We start from the raw sequence: 21,007 nt of genomic DNA, 5'->3' as shown, positions 1-21,007 counted from the left end.
TTACCAGTTTTATCAACGTAAATCTATAGAGGATTTACTATTTTAATAGAGTTATTCTGAAAAAAACCGAGTGTCCAATACTACGGAACACCCGGTTTTTAGGCTATCAATGAAGTCGATCAAGAATCTTTTGGAATTGCTTTTCAGTCAATTTATCGTTAAGACCGAAAGATCCATCTTCATATCCGCTTGCAATATGGTTATAGGCTAGTATATTAATATATTCATTAGCCCAATGATCTGCAGGAACATCAGTATAAGATGTATTTGTAGAACCTTGTAAATTGAAAGCTTCTACGATGACTTTTGCCATTTGCGCACGAGTCAATGAATCATTTGGATTGAATTTCCCGTCATTTCCGGTAAATAGCCCGGCACTTGCTACTTTCGAGATTGCCTCATATTGAGGATGATCTGCCGCTACGTCAGAGAATGATATATCAGTAGCGTTTGATTCCAGGCCAAGTTCAGTTACGAGCGTCTCTGCTATTTTAGCGCGAGATACATAGACAGGTGTAGTTGCCGTCGGTTCTTCGAAGGCGACTGTTTTTTCATTCTTGAAATCCGCGACGCGACGGGCGCCTAAATAACGTTTTCCCCAGTATGCAGGGTCGTTGACGGAAGAAATCATAACACCTTTGGATGTCGAAGCATGGATGAATCTGCTGGAACCGATATAGATTCCGACGTGTGAGACTCTGTTCCCGAAAGTGTTGAAGAAGACGAGGTCTCCAGTTTTAAGATCGCTTTTCTTAACAGCTGTTCCCATAGCAAACTGTTCGCCAGTCGATCTTGGAATATTGATGCCTTGCTTTTTAAAAACGAATTGTGTATATCCTGAGCAGTCGAATCCGGAAGTGGTTGTGCCTCCATAGGCATAAGGCGTTCCTATAAAGGTCCGCGCTGTACTGACGAGCGAAGTCGGTGAATTCGCTGAGGCCATGGCTGGTACGGACGTTGCTAACAAAAAGCATGCCAAAAACGAGAAAAACAGTTTCTTCATATGGTTCCCAAATTCCCCTTTCGCACGTTTACATACAGTGTGCTTTTATCTGAGAACATCCTACCATAGCTAAACCTTCATTTCGGTTACAGTTACATTACAATAACGTTACATTCTTCGACTAGTGTCGAAAAGGCGCTCATACCAACGTTTTATAAAGGGTGAATTTTGTAGGAAAGTTTAATTATAAAGACAATCTACTGTTATTTTTCAATTTTCATCAATATTTTAGGTATTTCACCCTGAGTTTCTTCGTAGCAAAAATGGTATATGACAGACATGTTACAAAAATGAAAGGAACATACTTATGGTATAATCGTTTAATGTGTATAGAGTACAGACTTACAGTAGATGGGATGAGAAATAAATGCGCAGAATCGCAGTTTTCAGTAATATGTACCCTTCGGAAAAGCACCCGACATACGGTATTTTCGTTAAAAATCAAGTGGAGCTGTTACGCTCAAAAGGAATTCAAGTCGATCTTATTGCAATCGATGAGCCGGGAAAAGGGAAAGCCGCCACTTTGAAAAAATATATGGCCTGGTTTCTGAAATCAATCGGCTTTTTATTACAGAATAAAAGGCATCTATCATTGACGCATGCACATTATGCATTTCCGACAGGAGTTCTTTCATTAATAGGGAAGAAGCTTTTCGGAATTCCATACGTTGTAACTGTGCATGGCGGTGATATTGATAAAATGGCCGCAAAAAGTGAACGTATCGCGGGTTATACGCGAAAGGTCCTGCAAGGGGCGGATGCAGTCATTACGGTAGGGGAACGATTGAAGAATGATGTCATTACAAGATTTGGTGTAAAGGAAGAGCAAGTCCATGTCATGAGCATGGGAGTCAACATGGAGATCTTCCAACCGATGCCGAAGGAAGATGCGCGTAAAGAGTTGGGCATCCCTTCGACCGAAAAACTTCTATTGTTCGTCGGGAATATGATCGAAGCGAAAGGCGTGCTCGACCTTGTCGATGCGTTCAACATCGTGCAAAAAGACCATCCTGAAGCTGCACTTCATATGATCGGATCGAGTAAAGACGAAAGATTCATGGAGACGTTGGCGAAGCGGCTGCTGTCGAATGGTGTCCGGATTTCCCATCAGGAACCGTTGCCTCAGAAGGACATTACAAAATGGATTGCAGCAGCGGATGTTTTCGTTTTGCCTTCCCACCATGAAGGCTTTGGTCTTGTTGCACTCGAAGCGATGGCGGTAGGTACAATGGTAGTTGGAACTGACGTCGGAGGCCTTTCATTCCTGCTTGGCAATGAAGCCGGTATTCTCGTTGAGCCGAAAAAACCGGAATCTCTAGCGGCCGGATTAAAACAAGCATTGGAAGAGCCGTCGGAAGCAGGAAAGAAAATTGCTGAAAAGAAAGTGGCGGAACATACGTATGATGTCATTGCCGAACGATTGACGGCAATCTATGATGCTGTGTCGAAAGGGAAGAATACAAATGAGTAAAATGATGAAAATCATCGGCACAGTTGCCATCATCAATATTGCAGCTCGGCTATTTGGCTTTTTGCGTGAAGTGGTCATCGGGAAACAGTTCGGGACAAGCGCAGCTGCGGATGCAATTGCTACTGCCTATACGATTCCGAATTTCATTTACCTCGTCGTAGGCGGCGGGTTGACGACGGCTTTCATTTCCGTCTATCATTCCTCCAAAACCGACAAAGCCATTTTCGTCAGAAGAATGTTTACGTCGGTATTGATGGCCGCAACAATTATCACGGTCCTTGCTGTCATTTTCGCAGGACCATTATTGCGGATCGCATTTAATGATTTAACGCCATCACAATTTGAATTGACATATACGCTATTCCTATGGATGATGCCTTCCACGATCATTCTTGTCCTTTCGACATGGATGAGCGGTTTATTGAATCTGAACGACAAATTTAAGCTGTCGAGTATTGCGATCCTCGTTTACAACGCTGCTTTCGTCATCATTTCTGCACCGCTTGTCAAATGGTACGGCCCGACTGCATACGGAATCGGAGCACTATTAGGTGCGGTGCTCATGGGCGTCTTTTTATTCGCAGGCATCAAAAAAAGCAAGCTTTATTCACTGAAGCCGACACTTGGCAAGTCGGAAGACGTGAAGCGAGTATGGATTATCGCATTGCCGATTCTACTAGGCGGCGCATCGATGCAATTCTATGCGTTCATCCATAGAATTGCTGCCGCAGGATTAAGCGAAGGCGTCATCTCAGCTGTCAACTACGCGTCCAAGCTGAGCAATTTCCCACAAGCGATTATGATGACAGCTGTCACGACTGTCATCTATCCGATGTTAAGCAAGAAGGAAGGCGAAGGGGATAATGAAACAGTTAAGAAACTGTATAAAAAAGGAATGCTCCTGCTAGCGGCATTAATTGCACCAGCCACTGCAGTCGCCTATTTCTTCGCTGATCCGCTCGTTCGACTCATTTTCGAACGTGGAGAATTCGACGAAGCATCGGTGTTAATTACAGTTCCGATTTTCAAGGTATTCGCGTTGTCAATGTTCTTCCTTGCGGCGAACACATATGTGACCCGTTTTTATTACGCAAAAGGCAACTCGATGCTGCCTGTTATTTTCAGTCTCATCAGTGTGCTAGGCATTAATATTGCTATCATTTATTTGTTCATCGATTCTCTCGGTCCTACAGCAATTGCATACGGAACCGTCATCAGCTCAGCTATCAACTTGCTCATGCTTGTTATTTATGCAAGAGTGAAATGGAAGCTGTAAACAAAATATCCCGCCGCAGAATCGACTGCGTGCGGGATATTTTTTTATCTATTATTCCAATTCGATTTGAGCTATTCTGAATAAAAGAAGAAACGAGAGTAGGAGAGATGACAATGTCCATTGAAAAACAGATAGGGGAATGGTTCGCCCATTTTCATACGAATCCTGAAATTAGTTGGAAAGAGGTTGAAACGACGAAGAAGATAGCTGAAATCCTAACGGAAATGAATGTGCAGCATCATACATTCGATGATGTGACAGGCGTGGTGGCGGAAATCGGGAGCGGGGATCGGATCATCGCAGTACGGGCCGATATGGATGCGCTATGGCAAGACGTGGATGGCGTATACCGGGCGAACCATTCGTGCGGGCATGATGCAAATATGTCGATGGTGCTCGGTGCGCTCTCCTATTTGCAAGAGCGGCAAATCGGCAGCCGCATCCGTTTCATTTTCCAGCCAGCGGAAGAGAAAGGGAATGGGGCTAAATCAATGATCGAAAGAGGAGCGATCGATGGCGTTTCCCATTTATTCGGCGTACATTTACGGCCACAGGAAGAGACCCCTTTCGGCAAAATCTCTCCTGCAATCCATCACGGGGCTGCGCTATTCCTTGAAGGGAAAGTTACAGGAGTAGATGCTCATGGTGCGCGGCCGCAGCAAGGAAAGAATGCGCTTGATCCGATATTCGCGATTGCGCAATTCCTGAAAACAATCCATTTCTCGCCATATGAAGCATATTCCGCAAAATTGACGAAAGTACAGGCGGGTGGCGAAAGCTTGAATATCATTCCGGGGAACGCAATGTTTGCGATTGATACACGGGCTCAGGCAAACTCAGTGCTGAATGAATTGAAGGAGCGCATCGATGCGGGAATCAAATCGATTGCACAGCTATACGGTGTACGTATCGATTTGAATTGGTCTGATTATACGCCTGCCGCAGAAGTGTCCGAAGAAGCCGCTTCAATAGCGAAAGAAGCGATTGTGGAGGCGCTTGGGGAAGAGGCGCTTGCACCTGCGATTATCACATCAGGCAGCGATGATTTCCATTTTTATACGATTCACAACCCTGAGTTGAAAGCAGCGATGATCGGGGTAGGAGCCGATTTAGGCCCGGGTCTCCACCACCCGAATATGACATTTAATCGAGATGCGCTCGACATGGGAGCGAAAGTGTTGGCGGCGACGTTGGCGAAAGCTTCATTTGAATAAAAACGAAAACTCTATCTACCGGACGATCGCCGGAAAGATGGAGTTTTTTAATTTATCATCTATTACGTTTAATCAGAATTAAGTGAAATTTAATTGCTTATTGAGCATATTTAAGTATAATTATTGGTAGACTCCTTTTTTCATAGCGTCAATACCTCTATAAGAGCTCCACTTTTCTTCATTTTTGTAAGCGCTTACGAGAAGGGAAAATGAAAAATGAGGGGGAACGACAGTGAAAAGAAATCGTGTAAAAGTTTTAGTGTTCATGCTGCTAGGTGCTTTGCTTGTGTTATCTGCATGTAGTGGTGGAGGGAAAAAGAATATTGCAATCGGCCCGCCGGCTAGTGAAACGAACAATGTATCCAAAATCATTTTGGATGCTTATGGAATTGGTGACGGCGACTATACAGCATTCCAAGAAGGCTTTGGAGATGCAGCTGACGGCGTACAAGACGGTAATATCGACATCTCAATCGGAATTTTAGGCCTTCCTGCGGCAAGCATTGAAAGCTTGCAAGCATCTGCCGGGGACGTGAAAATGCTAAGCCTATCAGATGAAGCGATTAAGAAGATCGAAGAAGAATCGGGCTACAAACGGTTCACAATCCCTAAGGAGTCCTATGAATTCCTGACAGAAGATGTGGAGACTGTAACAGCTTTCGCTATCTTAATGGGTAATACGGACACAATTGACGAAGAACTTGGCTATGAATTAGCGAAAAGCATGATTGAAAACGCAAGCGAAAATACGCATGCACAAGCAAAGCAAATGATTTTGGAAAATGCATTGAATGGTGCTGAAGGGCTGTTAATCCACCCTGGCGCGAAAAAGTATTACGAGGAACAAGGATTGACGGTCGACAATGAAGTGGCTGAATTGACAGCTACAGCAGGGAATCGAAAAGAAGAATTTACGCTAGGCACAGGAAGCCAAGGAGGAACGTATTACCCGCTTGGCGGTGAGATGGCAAACCTTTGGAATAAGTATATTGACGGTATTAACGTCACAAATATGGAAACAGGGGCTTCTGTAGAAAACTTATCGTCAATTAGCCAGGGCCAGATGGATTTAGGTATGACGGTCCATGTCCCTGCACTGAATGCTAGAAATGGAAAAGCTGATTTCGAAGGCAATCCTGTGGAAAACGCAGCGTTCATCGGACATATTTATCCGGAAGTTGTTCAAATCGTAACGAGAGAAAAAACAAAAATCAGCAGCTTTGAAGATGTGAAATAAAGGTCAATTTGCAAAGGGGAACCGGTTCATTCAACAGAATATAGTCAAGTCAAGAAAGGCGGCAAAATATGAAAAATCATAAGGTGGTAGATGCACAAGAGATACTTGAGAAATTTGACAAGGAAAGTCAATTCCGTGTTCAAATCGGTAGATGGGCATACGTCGTTACCTTTCTTGCAGTTTCACTCACGATTTTCCATCTATATACGGGGGCAACGAGTGTTCTGCCATCGCAACAGCAAGGAGCTATCCACCTTGGTACGGCTCTAGGAATCATATTCCTTCTTTATCCGGCAAAGAAGGCATGGAGGAAAACGCAGAAAAAAGTCCCTTGGTATGATGTGCTGTTGGCGTTTACAGCAATGTATGTGGCGTATCATAAAATATTTTTTTACGATTCAATTCTCCAAAGCAGGGTTTCGGGCTATAGCTCATTGAATATCATCATTTCAATCTTGGGCGTATTACTCGTATTGGAGGCCACTCGAAGGACAGTAGGTCTGCCAATCGTCATCGTTGCGAGCATTGCGATGTTATACGCAATGTATGGAAACCTCGTTCCGACTCGTATCTTATCCCACCAAGGATTTGCTCTCGATCGGACGATGACGAACCTTTGGTATCGTGAAAGCGGTGTTTTCGGAACTCCGATCCAAATTTCCGCGAAATTCATTTTCCTGTTTCTGTTTTTCGGGGTTCTTCTTGTCAATACACCGATCGGCAGGTTCTTCAATAATCTGGCGTTTTCATTAACCGGGCGTTATACAGGCGGAACCGCGAAGACAGCTGTTGTAGCAAGTGCACTTCAAGGAACGGTATCTGGAAGCTCTGTCGGAAACACTGTAGCGACTGGAAGCTTCACAATTCCGATGATGAAAAAGGCGGGTTTTAAGCCGGAATTCGCTGCAGCAACAGAAGCATCCGCTTCGACAGGAGGTCAAATCATGCCTCCTATGATGGGTGCTGCCGCTTTCATCATGATGGAGTACCTTGGCGTCAGCTACTCAACGATTATGCTGGCTGCTCTGATTCCAGCTATCCTGTACTTTACAGGGATTTTCATCGGAACGCATTTCGAGGCAAAACGGCTAAAAATTCATGGGCTGCCAAAGTCCGAGCTTCCGGTTTTCAAAAAGATATTTGTACGAGATGGTTATATGATCATTCCTCTCTTAGTCATCATCGTTACAATTATGTCGGGCTTTACGCCGCAACGCGCTGCATTATTCGGAATCCTATCGGCTGTTGTTATCTGGATTTTTAATGCGTTTTACAGAAAGGAATCCGAGTTTAGTGTAAAAAGAGTCATTTATGTACTTGAGCAAGGAGGTAGGGTCGCTCTTCCTGTCATATCGGCTGTCGCAACAGCCGGCATCATCGCCGGTGTTGTAAGTATGACGGGATTAGGCGCAAAATTTGCAGCGGGTATTATCGCCCTATCAAATGGCTATTTAATTTTGGCGCTATTCTTCACAATGATTGCTTGTATTGTGTTAGGAATGGGATTGCCGACAACCGCTAACTACGTTGTTACTGCAACGATTGCGGCTCCAGCGCTTATTAATGAATTCGGCATTGCGCCGATTGCTGCGCATATGTTCGTCTTCTATTTTGGTATCGTAGCGGACATAACGCCGCCGGTCTGCTTAGCGGCCTATGCAGGAGCAGGGATTGCCAAGGCGAACCCGTTCAAGACTGGAGTAACCGCTGTAAAGCTGGCGATTGCCGCTTTCATCATTCCATATATATTCATCTATAATCCGATTCTCGTATTTGTTGACGTCACTCCAGTGAAGCTCGTAATTTCCATCACAACCGCGTTAATTGGCATGATGGGAGTCAGCAGCGCCGTCATTGGATTCTTCGTACGGAATGCACGTATGTGGGAACGATTTGTCCTATTTGGTGCCGGTTTGATGCTTATCATCCCCGAGCTAGTATCAAGTGCTATTGGACTTCTGCTTATCGCAATCATCTGGTTCATTCAGAGGAAAAGACCGGAAGAAGAGGAAAAGCAGGCTATTAAAGAAGTTGTTGTATAAGATAAAAGCTGTCGCCCGAAAACAGGTGACAGCTTCAGAGTGTAGACAAAGTCGTTTTTGGACTTTGTCTACACTCTTTTTAAGGCAAGTGGCAATGTGCAGGAATTTCCTCAGCCTGATTGAAAACGCTTGCCAGCCTAGGCGCGAAGTCGAGCGAAGACGCGAATAGAACTAAAGTTCATGAGCGGACGAGCGAGACGAGCAACAACGGATGCGAGCGTTTGTCAACAGGCTGAAGCTGTCGCCCGAAACGAGGTGACAGCTTTTTACGTATTTTACATGAAGAAATTCTCTTCGCCTATACGGTTATACAATCCGCTCTTTTTGAACAAAGATAGTTTCTGCTTCGGCAATTTCTTCACAATGATTCTCACGTTCTTTTTGCTAGCGCTATCTAATAAAGCGGATAACGCAGCTTCGCCCGTCGCGTCGATCATTGATAAGTGCTCCAAATCTAAAATGATATTAGCCGTCCCATTCGAAAGGAGATCGGGCATCTTATCCTCAAACGTCTTAGCCGTACCGAAAAACAACGGTCCCTCGATACTATACTTCGTAACGTCTTCTCCGAACTTATGAATTTCGACATCGGAAACTTTATCCATCGCAATATGAAGCTTGCCACTCATCTTACGCAAGAAGGAAAGAGCAGCCAATAGGATCCCGACTTGAACAGCTACTGTCAAGTTAATAAATATAGTAAGTATAAATGTTATCAGCAAGACAATTGAATCGCTGGATCTGACAGATAAAATATGAATGAATGCTTTTCTTGCACTCATATTCCAAGCGACAAACATTAATATAGGAGCCATTGCTGCTAATGGGATATAGGAAGCAAACGGAGCAAATACTAAAATGAATAACAAGACGAAAACACTTTGGATCATGCCTGATACTGGACTGACAGCGCCTGATCGAATATTTGTCGCTGTTCGCGCAATCGCTCCCGTCGCGGGAATGCCACCGAATAACGGTGTAATGATATTCGCAATCCCTTGACCGAAAAGTTCCCGTTTCGAATCATGTTTCAGTCCTTCTTTCATGCCATCTGCAACGACTGCCGATAATAATGATTCAATTGCGCCTAGCGCGGCAATGATCAATGCAGGCTGCCAAAGGCTAACGAGTTTGGACAATGTGATTTGGGGAAGTTGAAATCCCGGCAATGATTGAGGAATACCGCCAAACGCTGTGCCGATCGTCTCCAGTTTTCCAGGATACAACAAGACGGATACGATGGTTGGAATTAAAAGAGCGAAGAGCAGCAACGGAATTCGAGGAGCGACTTTCGGCAAAATGAAAATCATAGCTAGACCAATTACAGCGGTAAGTACACTGAAGACATTCACCGTATGGAGATGCTTGGCGACATCGATCATATTTTCATGAAAGAATTCCTTGCTTTCCAAACCTGAAAGGCCGAGGAAGTTTCCGAATTGCCCTGTGAAAATGATAATTGCAATACCTGAAGTGAAACCGATCGTTACAGATCTTGGAACAAAATGAATGAGGTTGCTGACGCCTGCAAAACTCATGATCACTAGGAAAATACCAGCTAGAAACCCGGCAATTAATAGGTCTTCGTAGCCGTATTGAAGGACAATTGCTAGAAGGATAGGGATGAATGCACCCGTCGGACCGGCAATTTGAAAACGGGATCCACCTAAGAGGGCGACGAGAAAACCAGCAATGATCGTCGTATATAAACCATACTCAGGTTTAACGCCTGAGGCAATTGCAAAAGCCATCCCGAGTGGAATGGCTACGATACCGACAGTAATCCCTGAAAGTAAATCTTTCCGAAATCCCGACGCATTATAATCAACAAAACGCTGATCTTTGAACAAGGCGGTCACACTTCTTCCACTGTATTTGTAAAAATATTTCCTATCTTCATTATAAGTGAAAAATGCAGTGCTGACAAGGTCCCATGCTAAAAGTCAATGGTCCAAAGCTTACTACAACTGAGGGCAGCCGCAAAAGGTCAACTCTCCCTGACTTTCAGGGCAGCCCTTCAAAAATTACGCAAGTTCAGTTTCTTTCAATACAATATAATCATATCCCAATCGTTTCACTAGTTTCGTAACATGCGGCTGCTCGACCCGTGCAACCCGCAATGCTTCCTCCTGAGCAAACGCCTCGCGAGTCTCACCGTCGAAAAGCATTTCACCATTGCTGAAAATGATTGTACGCCCGAATGTTTCCGCGACAAAATCCATGTCATGCAAAATGCAGATGACAAGTTTGTCTTTTTCATAGAGCGAATGAATCATTTCTTTCACCTTCGCCTTCCCCCGTACATCCTGCCCCATCGTCGGTTCGTCGAAAATGACAATATCCGTATCCATCGCGAGTATCGACGCCATCGCAACCATTTTCCGTTCCGCAAGGCTCAAGTCATACGGATTTTCTTCCGCTTTATCGGCAAGACCAACTAGCGCAAGCATCTCTCTTGAATTTGCAAGAGCTTCTGCATCGGTTTGGCCGATATTCAATGGACCGAACATTACTTCATCAATCACTTTATGTTTGAATATCTGGTCGTTTGGATTTTGGAAGATGAGCCCGATTTGGCTTGCCAACTTTGCAGCGGTCATTGCAGATATTGGCATTCCATTCATTAATATTTCGCCGGAATCAGGTTTTAATAGTGCCTTTATTAGTTTAACGAACGTCGTTTTTCCTGCTCCGTTTTCCCCGATGATCGCAATTGGCTCACCACTCAACGAAACGTTCAGTCCGCGAATGACATCCCGTCCTTTTTCATAGCTGAAATGAAGATTCCGGACGGTGAGTGTCGGCGTCATTATTTTATGTGAATCCATTTGATCTACCGGCTTAAATTGAATTTCCCGATGCATTGGCATTTCATTCAGAGATATTGGATAATATCCGGTTGCATCATTTCGCAAGCCGAGAGCTCGTGCGATTTTTACATACATAGGAGGCTCGACTCCGAATGCATGCAAATCGTCTTTTGAAAAGACTTCGTCGGGCTTTCCGTCCTCGATTAACTTCCCATCATGCATCAAGAGAATCCTATCAGCGTATGCCGCAAGCTTTTCCATTTTCTGCTCCACCATAATGATCGTCATTCCTACATCTGCCAACTTTTCAACAATGCGGAACACTTCTTCAGCGCCTTGCGGATCAAGCTGGGAAGTCGGTTCGTCAAGAATGAGGATTTCAGGTTTCATGGCAATGACGCTAGCAATGGCGACACGCTGCATTTGTCCTCCAGATAACGAAAATGGATTCTTCTCTTGCAATCCTTCAATATTAAGCAGCTTCATACTTTCACGAATCCGTTCATGCATGACATGGCGCGGTACGCCTTGATTTTCCAATCCGAATGCAATTTCATCATAGACAGTGAACTTGGCTCCTGTCATTTGTGAAAAAGGATTTTCAAGCACAAGTCCGACTCGTGAGGTAATTTCACTTATGTCATGCGATAAAACATCCTTGCCGTCAATAAAAACATCTCCGCCATAGGAACCTTTAAAAAAGTGGGGGACAAGTCCGCTCAACGCGTAGCATAATGTCGTCTTTCCAGCCGTATTCATGCCGGCGACTCCAATGAACTCACCTTTTTCCACTGTAAATGAAATATTATCGAGTGCGAAATGGGGGCTATCCGGATACTTATATTTCAAATTCTCTACACGTAAAAGACTCATGAACTCACCCTCCATACGATGACAGCCAAAAAGAAGGCGATCAATGCAATCCGCATCGGCACCCCATATCGGTAGCTTGCCCTCTCATATAAAAACGTCCGTCTCACTTTGGCACTGAATCCGCGTATTTCTAATGCGATAGACCGTTCACGTGTTTCTGTAAGGGAATTCAGGACGACGGGACCTAGGAGGGGAAGGAATGACTTGAATCGCATCCAAAGTCCGCCTTCTGTCTCCATTCCACGAGCCCGCTGCGCATCAGTTATTTTGCCGGTTAGTGCGACCATTTGCGGGATGATCTGCAGAACTGACAGCAGCACATAACCGAACTTCGGCGACATACCTTTTTGAAGCAATGCCTCTACAAGATCATCAGGTTTTGTCGTTAAAATGAGCACACCGAAAGCCGCGACCATATTGACGACCCGGAGCGTGATAAGAAAGGCGATCGCAAAGCCTTCCTTATAAATCGTTATCGGGCCGATATCAAATAGAACCGTCATGCGATCAGGATGAAAGAAACCTTGAACGATGATGATGGATGCGATTAACAGAAAGCTGACCCCGATGATCGGCAAAATGTATTTGATTACTTTACCGATCATCAAGATGATGAAAGTGAACAGAAGGATTCCGAGCACGGCTAGATGGTCCGAGATGATATATGTTGATGCTATGGAAATGAAGACGAATAATAGCTTTGTCAAGGGATCCACGTTATGGACCGGTGAATTCCTATGCACGTACAATGTCATAATGTTCATTCGAATCCCTCCTGCAGGCAGTGCTTACAATCTTTCAATCTCACTTTGGTTGTTATACATAAGTTTCACGTTCTTCGGCAACCCTTTGAAGATCAAGAAACTGAGCAGTACTGTGACCACTTTGTCGGGTACATCGACGACGATGCTGTCCGCGAATGAAGCGAGCCAAAGCGGCATGTCTTTTGCAAGCATCGTTGCAAATAATGCATCGCCCCAAACGTTCCCTGTCGTCCCTTCCCAAAAAATAATATTGAGAGGAGTTGATACGATCGCCGCGATGAATCCAACGACGACCCCAAGAATGATTGCTTTGCCGATATTCGAAATCCACCCTCTATACGCCATGACCCCGACAACGATTCCGATGACTGCCTGGGTAATTGCATATACGAAAGATACTGGGTCCGTCGTGAACCCATAGACGATATTATTAACAATCCCGACAATGGCGCCGACAAGCGGACCTGCAAGCATACTCGCAAGTGCTGTCCCAATGGCATCGACCCATAATGGCAGCTTCAAAACGCTTGCAAACAGTTTTCCTAAAAAGTTGATGCCGACCGCTGCTGGAATTAATACAAACGCAGCCGTTGAAAATTGCAAAGACCACATACGCTTCTTTTTCATTCTTATTCTCCTTTTCTTTTGTAATCATGATAGATGTCAAGACACATGACTATACTAATCTAATATGAAGAAATAGGGAAGCGATTTTTAAAAATATCTCCTTATTCTCATCTTATGCGGGCACTTCTGCTTGGGCGTCTCGACTTACGGACAATAAAAAAGACCAAGAGAAGTTCATCTCTTGGTCTGATGCATATTATCTAACTGATTGAAGTTGAGTGAAGCGGGTGAAGCCGACGAATTTGTCTCTCCAGTAAGCGGAATCGACTGCCGCAATTTCAACTTTTTTTGTTCCGGCATGAATGAACTTGCCGTCACCTATATAAATACCCGCATGCGAAATGCCCTCGCGATACGTATTTTCAAAGAAAACGAGATCTCCTGGAACTGGCTCGTCCACATGCTGCGAATTCATGAACATGCTGATCGTGTCTAACCTCGGTAATTGAAGCCCTGCATTTGTAAACACATAATAGATGAAACCGCTGCAATCGAACCCTTCAGGCGTAACGCCGGCCCATACATAAGGTGTATCAAGAAGCGGCAGTGCCACTTCGACTGATGCAATTTGAATGTCTTGGGCTGATTTCGACAAGTTCGGTAAAAGGGGCTTGTCCTTTTCTTCGGCCGGTTTGAAGAAGCTTGTAGATGAAGTCGTCTTCGCGACTGTCAAGCTTTTATTGATTTCTTTCGTACTGATAGCGTTTTGTTTCTCTGGCTGCTTCGTCACAGCAGGCTTTTTTACAAGTAGTTTTTGAGAAACTTTTATGGAATCAGTCGTAAGATTGTTCATTTGTTTCAATTCGTCTACAGTCAACTTATGCAGGGAAGCGATTTTCCATAGGGAATCACCGGTTTTAACAGTGTACTCTTCAGTGGCGGCTTCCGCATTGCTGGCAGCGATGCATGTCGCAAGAGCAAAAGTGGCCATCACCGAAAAAACTTTCTTTTTCACTCATATTTCCCCCTCTTAGACAAACTTCTATAATTCTATTTTACTAGTAATCTATTCGTAACACAAGAGGGTAGAAAGCTGGCGAAACGTGAAATTCTGTGGAATAAAAAACGCTGTTTAATGTTTCGTAAACAGCGTGAACGTACTATTAGAATGTATATTGTTTTAATAAGTTTTCAAGCTTCAGCGCAAGACCGATATTTCCTTTCACTTTCAATTTTCCCATCATGAAAGCTGCGGTTGAATTCAAGTTGCCCTCAAGCAATTTCTTAAAGTCGCCAACACTCATCTTCAATGCACAATCGACGTCACCCGGGTCGCCATGAATAGTCTCCGCTTCACCATCTGCAAACTTCAAGCCGTACATGCCGCCATCCTCACCAGCTAAATCGAAAGAATATGACGCATTCATTCCCTCGATTGGTCCTTTATTAGCGCTCAGCTGTGAATCAATTTCAGTCCAAATCTCTTCCATCGTCAATTTTTCCAAATTCATTGGGGAACACCATCCTTACCGTTAAATGAGTGACTATTCATTCAGTATACCATATACTTCGAAAAGAATTATGTAAAAATACGTATTATCTCTCAAAAAAATTGGAATTTTGTCGATAGAAAGGGGTAGGTATAGTAGTAGGTAGAAAGGGGATGCATAACGCCGATGAATCGTACTCAAGAAGAACTCAACTTAATTTTAGAGGAGCTTCAAAAGAAGCAGGAATTCATATTTAAGCAGGCGAAGCAGTCGGACCTTTCACGAAAATCGATTGCCCCTGTCTTAGAAGAATTATGCATTCGCATATCAAAGATAATGGCTTGCGATCGTGTGAGCATTTGGTTATTTAATGAAAAACGAACGCTCTTGACCGCACAAAATACATTCCACAAAAATAGATCAACTCATACATCTGGAGAAATAATCCGTGCCGAAGAGTTGCCATCTTATTTTGAAGCGGTCCAACAAGAGCGGATATTAGCGATTTCAGACGTTTCAACAGATCAGGCAATGAAAGAATTGCTGCACAATCCATTTTACGCTGATAAGGAAGTGAAATCGCTTATTGACGCTACGATTATCTTAAGTAGAGGGATTGGTGGTGTTATCTGCTGCGAGTCGGTTCATTCGAGAACATGGACATATCTCGATAAAGTCCTAGTTGCATCCATTGCAGATATGCTCTCATTTATTTTTGACCGGCTTGAGAGAATCGAAGTGGAGGAACATGTGCATAGTCTTGCTTATGTCGATCCATTGACCGGGCTCAATAATCAATATTCATTCACAGAAAAGGTAATCGAGCAAATTGAAGGTTTCGAAAAAGGGCAGCGGGGAGTCTTCATATATCTAGTACTCGATCAATATACCAATATGCAAAGCGTGCTCGGACCTGATGGCGCAGATCAAATATTAATGATCACAGCGAATCGTTTGAAGAGATTGTTCCAATATCCTGCACAAACTGCAAGATTGGCTTTCGATCATTTCATCATTTTCCTTCCTTTTAGCGGAGAATTGGAAAGCGAAATGGAGAAGATCGAGCAGATTGTCAATCGATTGAAGCGTCCGATGCATGTAAGCGGACAAGAATTGTATTTGACTTTCAGCTATGGTGCCTCTGTCTATCCAGAGCATGCGACAAACGTGAAATATGGTGTTCAGGCGGCATATATGGCATTGCAATCAGGAAAAGAGGCGTTTGTCCGTAAAAGCGGGAGGCTTTACAATCCAGAGATGCATACATATTTGAAAGAGACGATGCTTTCGGAAATGAACTTGCGTAAAGGCCTCGATTTGAATGAATTCAAATTGCACTTTCAGCCGCAAGTGAATTGCCGGACGGGAGAAGTGATAGGCTTTGAAGCGTTGATCCGATGGCAGCATCCGGAACGCGGCCTCATTTTCCCAGGGGAGTTTATAGAGCTCGCCGAATCGACCGGACTTATCATACCGATTGGTGAATGGGTGATCAAGCAAGCAGCTGAACAGGTGCGGGAGTGGAAAGAGGAGGGGTTGAAGCATATAACGGTGTCGGTCAATTTATCACCAAGGCATTTCCTCCATCATAATCTTCCTTCCTATTTGGATACATGCATCGCTGAAGCGAACATTAAACCGAAAAATATTATGTTGGAAATAACAGAAAATGTCGCTTTGGAAGATACGGAAGCTGTCGCCAACCGGATTACTCTATTGCAAAAAATGGGTTATTCTGTTTCCATCGATGATTTTGGGAAAGGGTATTCTGCATTCATTTATTTACAGCATTTCCCGATCCAGCAAATTAAGATTGATCGCCAGTTCATCAATGGTCTCGGTAATGATCCGAAAAGTTCCGGCATCGTCCAAACGATCATTCATTTAGCCGAAATGCTCGGTCTGCAGACGATTGGTGAAGGTGTCGAAACGAAAGAGCAATGGGATCTTCTGAAGGAGTTCGGCTGTTCCGAGCTGCAAGGATATTATTTCAGCAAGCCTCTCCCTGTCGAAGAAATTAATGATTTGATCCACACTCATAGGCGAGGCAGAAAATTGCTTTTGCCTTCCGCGTTATAATGAAGATAAGCCTTACGCTACGGAAAATACCGAAGCGTAAGGCTTTATTATTGTTACAAACTTTATGCTCTTCGCTTTTGTATATTATCGCCCAATCGGCCAGTCGAATGGCAATGATCCCGGTGGGGAATGCTTAATAATGTCGAAGACTGGAATAGTATAAGCGAATAGGATAAGAGCGACTGTTATTCCGATCCATAAATACCAATTTTCCAAGATTTTTGGAGTCGGATCGGCGTCCACTTCTTCTTCCGCAATCGGGAATTCCTGAACGCCGCGTGGTGCAAAGAATGCGAGCTGGATGAAGATATAGATCATCATGATGATGCCGATGAAAAGAATTGTACCTCCGACAGCTTGCGCAATTTGATAGCTGATCCACGTATCGACTTGCGCGCCGCCAGCGTAAGTCGAAAAGTTTGAACGCCTCGGGCCGCCAAGGAGACCTTGAATATGCATAGATGTCGACATGATCGTCATCCCGACTGTCCAAACGATCGTTTGAATGATCCCAAGCTTGTTTAATTTCGGTGTTAATCTTCTTCCTGTCAAATGGGGAACGAGCCAATAGGCAATACCGAAATATGTTAAGATGACTGTCGTTGCAACCGTCAAGTGGAAATGTCCTGTCACCCATATCGTATTATGGATGAGCGTATTCATTTGGTGGGAAGCATTGACGATACCGCCAGCGCCGCCAGGAATGAATGCCACCATGCCGATGAATGGTGCAAGAAAACGAACGTCCTTCCAAGGCAAATGCTTGAACCAACCGAAAAGCCCTTTATGACCTTTCCGGCGGCCTGTCGTTTCAAATGTTGCAAAGATGGAAAACGCCGTCATTAAAGTCGGTATGACAACCATGAATGTCAAGACAACTTGGATGAATTTCCATGTGGGATCAATACCAGGCTCTGTCAACTGGTGATGGAATCCGACCGGAATCGAAAACATAAGCAAAAGGATGAATGATAGCCTTGCAAGCGAGTCGCTGAACAATTTGCCGCCAATAATTTTCGGGATGATTGCATACCATGCCATATATGCAGGGAGCAGCCAGAAATAGACGAGCGGATGGCCGAAATACCAGAAAAGCGTACGGCTCAATAAGACGTTGATTGTCGCCGCGTATCCTAAAGACCAAGGGATGAATTGAATTAATACGGAAGTAGCGACACCGAGAGATGCGATGAACCACATCGCCATATTGATAACGACCATGAATGCGAGCAATGGAGATTTTTGTCCCGGATTCGCTTTCTTCCAAACGTACAGCTGACGGAAGTTGACAAAAACAGCTATCCAGCTGCCGACGATGACTAATGCCAAACCGATATAAAATGCAGCATGTGCACGCAAAGGAGCATAGAATGTGTACAGTACGTTCGCTTGCCCTACTAAAATTGTCGTCGCTGCGATAACTGTACCGACGAGCATTGTCCAAAACGCAACCCAGCCCCATTTGTATTGTTTATCAGAAATACCGACCGTCTTCCCCATAAGGGCAAATTGGAAACCGACGATGAAAAACGTTGTTAATACTAAACCTAAAATGACGCCGTGCACCGTTAAAATCGTGTAGTAGTTAATTCCGAATGGCAATTGGAATTGGCCGGAACGGGACAGAGTTTGCAAGAGTCCCATAAGCCCGCCTATGAGCAAGGAAGCAAATGTTACATGCATGAACGCCATGTAGAGCCGGGCTTCCTTCTTCGGGAACAGATAGTTTTTCAACATCATTCATACACCTCCACGGTTGCAAACATTTGATGGTGGCCGATACCGCAATACTCATTGCAGACGACAGTAAATTCGCCGGTGTTTTTCATGACTGTTTCAAGCCGACTTACGTGTCCTGGCTCAACCATCATGTTGACATTCGTGCCTGCAACTTGGAACCCGTGCACGACGTCCTTAGTAGTGATCTGGAATAAAACAGTGGAACCTTTTGGCACGCGGATTTTTTTAACAGGTTTTCCGTCTGCATCTGTGCCAAAATCGTAGTTGAACGCGGAAGCAACGATATTGACGGTATATTTGCCTTCCGCCACTTCACGAAGGCCGAGATTTTCAGGTTTGAAAGATTCGTGCGCTTCGACGTTTTGTGGGTCGATCGTTTCGATATGACTCATTGGATGTGTCCCTTTCCAGAAAGCTGCGAATCCGATAATTACAAGGAAAAGTGCGAGAGAACCCAATCCGAATGTAAGCCAAATCTTTTCGTATTTATGCAAATGCATCGTATTTCCTCCTAATGAGTCTCATTATCTAGATAAAAATAGTGCGTAAAGTCCAAACCATGTTACTAGGATGAAGACACCTAACAGCATGACTGAGATGAAGGTCCCTTTCAGATTGATGCCGGTATGAGGATTGCCGGATTGTTCTGCCGGGCGCTTCTTGGAATTGCTTGTAGCCATACTTTCCACCTCCTGCATTGAAGTTGTTAGCTCATACTTTTATCATAAGCACGAGGGGAAAATAGAGAATTAGGGAAATCCCTATGAATCTGCAATTTACGAAAGAGTCCACATTTTGTTCACATCGTCTTCAAAAATTAGACATATACGTTTTCGCAGACGAAATGTGTTTCGGAAGAAAAAGAAAGGGAATAGAAGTGTGGTCAGTCTTTTTGTGTAAATTATTCGTTTTATTGACCATACTGTTTTTGGAAATTAAAATAAGACAGTAAGACCAAATCTATAATGAAAGTCGGTTGAGAAGAATGGAAAAATGTAAACTTATTCAAGTTGAAAGCCCTGAAAAAGGAGCGGAACGCTTTTTTGAGTTGATAAAAGAAGAACTTGAGCATAATCGACTTCATGTGCTTGGATTGGCAACAGGAAGTACAATGATCCCTGTCTATAAAAAATTGACAGAATCGGAGCTGGACTTTTCGGATGTGACGACATTCAATCTAGATGAATACGTCGGCTTGCCTGCATCCAGCCCGAATAGCTATGCATACTTCATGAAAGATAACTTATTCAGCAAGAAAAAATTCAAAGATACGAATATACCGGACGGCATGGCAGAGGATCTCGAAGCAGAGTGCAAACGATATGAGAAAGCATTGCAAGATGCAAAGCTCGATATTCAACTACTCGGCGTCGGTGAAAACGGACATATCGCGTTCAATGAACCTGGCACTCCGAAAGATTCCGTCACACACGTTGCAACTTTGACTGAATCGACACTCGGTGTAAACAGCCAATACTTTGAAAACGACGAGAAAATCCCTAACACAGCATTGACAATGGGAATCGCCTCTATTATGAGTGCCAAAAAATTGGTTCTCCTCGCATTCGGTGAGAAAAAACGCCCAGCGATTACAAAAGTGCTCGAAGGCAAAATCGATCCGGACTGGACGATCACATACCTGCTCGAACATAACGACGTAACAATTATTACAGACTTAGAATTATAATTTTAATGGAGAGCCGTGTCCTTGTCGGATGCGGCTTTTTCTTATGGGAAGAATAATGACAAGAATGTTTCAAAGAGAATATTTTGTGGATTTTTGTAATATTTCTGTTACCGAAATGTAATATTGGACGAGCATAGTACATGGTAAAGTAATCTCAGATGATTTATTCAGATAAATAAAAATTCGGGGGATCATATGAGAATACTTTCACGCATGCAAAAGTCGATTGCATTTTTTGCGATTGTCTTTGTATTATTGTTCACACCTACCATTGGTCAAGCTGAAGCATCATCATCCGACTCGGCTTCAATTTCAGAAACGGCTTCAAGCCTAATTGGCATTCGGTATGCTTATGGCGGCACAACAACAGCTGGATTTGATTGTTCCGGGTATGTAAGTTATGTCTTCAATCAACATGGCATTAAGCTATCCCGCACTTCATCAGGTATGTATGCATCCGGGGAAAAGGTCGATAAGAGCGATCTTATCGAAGGGGATCTTGTGTTTTTTAATACAACTGGCAAAGGGGTTTCCCACGTCGGCATCTACGTAGGCGATGGTAATTTTGCACATGCATCAACTTCAAAAGGCGTGCGGATCGATAAACTTAACGACCCTCATTACTGGGGCAAGCGATATGTCGGAGCGAAACGCATTTCAGGCGCTAATGACGTGGCGTTCAATAAATAAAGTTCAAAACGGATTCCTTTATGGGGAATCCGTTTTTTTTATTTTGATATGTTGATAGGTCCAA

The 21,007-nt window shown here is 43.9% G+C and carries 18 protein-coding genes; 8 read left to right on the top strand and 10 right to left on the bottom strand.

What is annotated here, in order from left to right; translation table 11 throughout:
• Positions 1–106: 106 nt before the first annotated feature.
• Positions 107–1,003, bottom strand: coding sequence for a C40 family peptidase (locus tag ACTHPA_RS09365; protein WP_440499913.1), 897 nt, complete (start codon positions 1,001–1,003; stop codon positions 107–109).
• Between the two features lie 367 nt (positions 1,004–1,370).
• Here ACTHPA_RS09365 and ACTHPA_RS09360 point away from each other — a divergent pair, with 367 nt between their 5' ends.
• The 5 genes from ACTHPA_RS09360 (at position 1,371) to ACTHPA_RS09340 (ending at position 8,243) form a co-directional block, all read left to right on the top strand.
• A complete protein-coding gene (locus tag ACTHPA_RS09360) occupies positions 1,371–2,474 on the top strand; it encodes a glycosyltransferase (RefSeq protein ID WP_440499912.1) in 1,104 nt (367 codons plus the stop codon).
• A complete protein-coding gene (gene murJ, locus ACTHPA_RS09355; protein WP_440499911.1) occupies positions 2,467–3,750 on the top strand; it encodes a murein biosynthesis integral membrane protein MurJ in 1,284 nt (427 codons plus the stop codon). Before ACTHPA_RS09360 ends, murJ begins: the two co-directional genes overlap by 8 nt.
• A gap of 113 nt (positions 3,751–3,863) precedes the next feature.
• Complete coding sequence (locus ACTHPA_RS09350; RefSeq protein ID WP_440499909.1) at positions 3,864–4,964, top strand: amidohydrolase; 1,101 nt, start codon at positions 3,864–3,866, stop codon at positions 4,962–4,964.
• A gap of 232 nt (positions 4,965–5,196) precedes the next feature.
• A complete protein-coding gene (locus ACTHPA_RS09345; protein ID WP_440499908.1) occupies positions 5,197–6,201 on the top strand; it encodes a TAXI family TRAP transporter solute-binding subunit in 1,005 nt (334 codons plus the stop codon).
• A gap of 68 nt (positions 6,202–6,269) precedes the next feature.
• On the top strand, positions 6,270–8,243 hold the full coding sequence (locus ACTHPA_RS09340) for a TRAP transporter permease (protein WP_440499906.1): 1,974 nt from the start codon (positions 6,270–6,272) through the stop codon (positions 8,241–8,243).
• A 275-nt stretch (positions 8,244–8,518) separates the two neighbouring features.
• Here the strand turns inward: ACTHPA_RS09340 and ACTHPA_RS09335 are convergent, their stop codons facing one another.
• The 6 genes from ACTHPA_RS09335 to ACTHPA_RS09310 all read right to left on the bottom strand — a co-directional run bounded on the left by ACTHPA_RS09335 (position 8,519) and on the right by ACTHPA_RS09310 (position 14,768).
• Positions 8,519–10,093: a SulP family inorganic anion transporter gene (locus ACTHPA_RS09335; protein WP_440499905.1), complete on the bottom strand. Its 1,575-nt coding sequence runs from the start codon at positions 10,091–10,093 to the stop codon at positions 8,519–8,521.
• Between the two features lie 174 nt (positions 10,094–10,267).
• On the bottom strand, positions 10,268–11,926 hold the full coding sequence (locus ACTHPA_RS09330) for an ABC transporter ATP-binding protein (RefSeq protein WP_440499904.1): 1,659 nt from the start codon (positions 11,924–11,926) through the stop codon (positions 10,268–10,270).
• A complete protein-coding gene (locus ACTHPA_RS09325) occupies positions 11,923–12,690 on the bottom strand; it encodes an energy-coupling factor transporter transmembrane component T family protein (RefSeq protein WP_440499903.1) in 768 nt (255 codons plus the stop codon). Before ACTHPA_RS09325 ends, ACTHPA_RS09330 begins: the two co-directional genes overlap by 4 nt.
• Positions 12,691–12,714: 24 nt before the next feature.
• Positions 12,715–13,317, bottom strand: a complete 603-nt coding sequence (locus tag ACTHPA_RS09320; protein WP_440499902.1) for an ECF transporter S component — start codon at positions 13,315–13,317, stop codon at positions 12,715–12,717.
• A 196-nt stretch (positions 13,318–13,513) separates the two neighbouring features.
• Positions 13,514–14,272: a C40 family peptidase gene (locus ACTHPA_RS09315; RefSeq protein WP_440499901.1), complete on the bottom strand. Its 759-nt coding sequence runs from the start codon at positions 14,270–14,272 to the stop codon at positions 13,514–13,516.
• A 148-nt stretch (positions 14,273–14,420) separates the two neighbouring features.
• Positions 14,421–14,768 carry an SCP2 sterol-binding domain-containing protein gene (locus ACTHPA_RS09310; protein ID WP_440499900.1) on the bottom strand — a complete coding sequence of 116 codons (348 nt, stop codon included), beginning with the start codon at positions 14,766–14,768 and terminating at the stop codon, positions 14,421–14,423.
• A gap of 165 nt (positions 14,769–14,933) precedes the next feature.
• Between ACTHPA_RS09310 and ACTHPA_RS09305 the strand changes: the two genes are divergently transcribed.
• Positions 14,934–16,826: a sensor domain-containing phosphodiesterase gene (locus ACTHPA_RS09305; RefSeq protein ID WP_440499899.1), complete on the top strand. Its 1,893-nt coding sequence runs from the start codon at positions 14,934–14,936 to the stop codon at positions 16,824–16,826.
• Between the two features lie 84 nt (positions 16,827–16,910).
• Here ACTHPA_RS09305 and ACTHPA_RS09300 read toward each other — a convergent pair whose 3' ends face one another.
• From ACTHPA_RS09300 to ACTHPA_RS09290, 3 genes are read right to left on the bottom strand one after another with little or no spacing between them, the layout of a single operon-like run.
• A complete protein-coding gene (locus tag ACTHPA_RS09300; protein WP_440499898.1) occupies positions 16,911–18,566 on the bottom strand; it encodes a b(o/a)3-type cytochrome-c oxidase subunit 1 in 1,656 nt (551 codons plus the stop codon).
• Positions 18,563–19,066, bottom strand: a complete 504-nt coding sequence (locus ACTHPA_RS09295) for a cytochrome c oxidase subunit II (protein ID WP_440499897.1) — start codon at positions 19,064–19,066, stop codon at positions 18,563–18,565. Before ACTHPA_RS09295 ends, ACTHPA_RS09300 begins: the two co-directional genes overlap by 4 nt.
• 24 nt (positions 19,067–19,090) lie before the next feature.
• Positions 19,091–19,246, bottom strand: a complete 156-nt coding sequence (locus ACTHPA_RS09290; RefSeq protein ID WP_440499896.1) for a cytochrome c oxidase subunit 2A — start codon at positions 19,244–19,246, stop codon at positions 19,091–19,093.
• A gap of 305 nt (positions 19,247–19,551) precedes the next feature.
• Here ACTHPA_RS09290 and ACTHPA_RS09285 point away from each other — a divergent pair, with 305 nt between their 5' ends.
• Positions 19,552–20,253: a glucosamine-6-phosphate deaminase gene (locus ACTHPA_RS09285; protein ID WP_440499895.1), complete on the top strand. Its 702-nt coding sequence runs from the start codon at positions 19,552–19,554 to the stop codon at positions 20,251–20,253.
• Positions 20,254–20,448: 195 nt separating this feature from the next.
• A complete protein-coding gene (locus ACTHPA_RS09280) occupies positions 20,449–20,943 on the top strand; it encodes a C40 family peptidase (RefSeq protein WP_440499894.1) in 495 nt (164 codons plus the stop codon).
• The last annotated feature ends 64 nt before the right edge of the window (positions 20,944–21,007 follow it).

This window comes from Sporosarcina sp. SAFN-015 (assembly GCF_051966875.1).
GTDB lineage: Bacteria > Bacillota > Bacilli > Bacillales_A > Planococcaceae > Sporosarcina.
Note: the sequence above shows the minus strand (reverse complement) of the source record. Positions and strands in the feature narration are given on the sequence as shown.

Bases quoted from the DNA above. Each gene is read 5' to 3' on its own strand.
- ACTHPA_RS09350 (WP_440499909.1), top strand. From the start codon at position 3,864: ATGTCCATTGAAAAACAGATAGGGGAATGGTTCGCCCATTTTCATACG.
- ACTHPA_RS09300 (WP_440499898.1), bottom strand. From the start codon at position 18,566: ATGATGTTGAAAAACTATCTGTTCCCGAAGAAGGAAGCCCGGCTCTAC.
- ACTHPA_RS09295 (WP_440499897.1), bottom strand. From the start codon at position 19,066: ATGCATTTGCATAAATACGAAAAGATTTGGCTTACATTCGGATTGGGT.
- ACTHPA_RS09280 (WP_440499894.1), top strand. From the start codon at position 20,449: ATGAGAATACTTTCACGCATGCAAAAGTCGATTGCATTTTTTGCGATT.
- ACTHPA_RS09290 (WP_440499896.1), bottom strand. From the start codon at position 19,246: ATGGCTACAAGCAATTCCAAGAAGCGCCCGGCAGAACAATCCGGCAAT.
- murJ (WP_440499911.1), top strand. From the start codon at position 2,467: ATGAGTAAAATGATGAAAATCATCGGCACAGTTGCCATCATCAATATT.
- ACTHPA_RS09310 (WP_440499900.1), bottom strand. From the start codon at position 14,768: ATGAATTTGGAAAAATTGACGATGGAAGAGATTTGGACTGAAATTGAT.
- ACTHPA_RS09330 (WP_440499904.1), bottom strand. From the start codon at position 11,926: ATGAGTCTTTTACGTGTAGAGAATTTGAAATATAAGTATCCGGATAGC.
- ACTHPA_RS09365 (WP_440499913.1), bottom strand. From the start codon at position 1,003: ATGAAGAAACTGTTTTTCTCGTTTTTGGCATGCTTTTTGTTAGCAACG.
- ACTHPA_RS09325 (WP_440499903.1), bottom strand. From the start codon at position 12,690: ATGAACATTATGACATTGTACGTGCATAGGAATTCACCGGTCCATAAC.
- ACTHPA_RS09285 (WP_440499895.1), top strand. From the start codon at position 19,552: ATGGAAAAATGTAAACTTATTCAAGTTGAAAGCCCTGAAAAAGGAGCG.
- ACTHPA_RS09360 (WP_440499912.1), top strand. From the start codon at position 1,371: ATGCGCAGAATCGCAGTTTTCAGTAATATGTACCCTTCGGAAAAGCAC.
- ACTHPA_RS09340 (WP_440499906.1), top strand. From the start codon at position 6,270: ATGAAAAATCATAAGGTGGTAGATGCACAAGAGATACTTGAGAAATTT.
- ACTHPA_RS09305 (WP_440499899.1), top strand. From the start codon at position 14,934: ATGAATCGTACTCAAGAAGAACTCAACTTAATTTTAGAGGAGCTTCAA.
- ACTHPA_RS09320 (WP_440499902.1), bottom strand. From the start codon at position 13,317: ATGAAAAAGAAGCGTATGTGGTCTTTGCAATTTTCAACGGCTGCGTTT.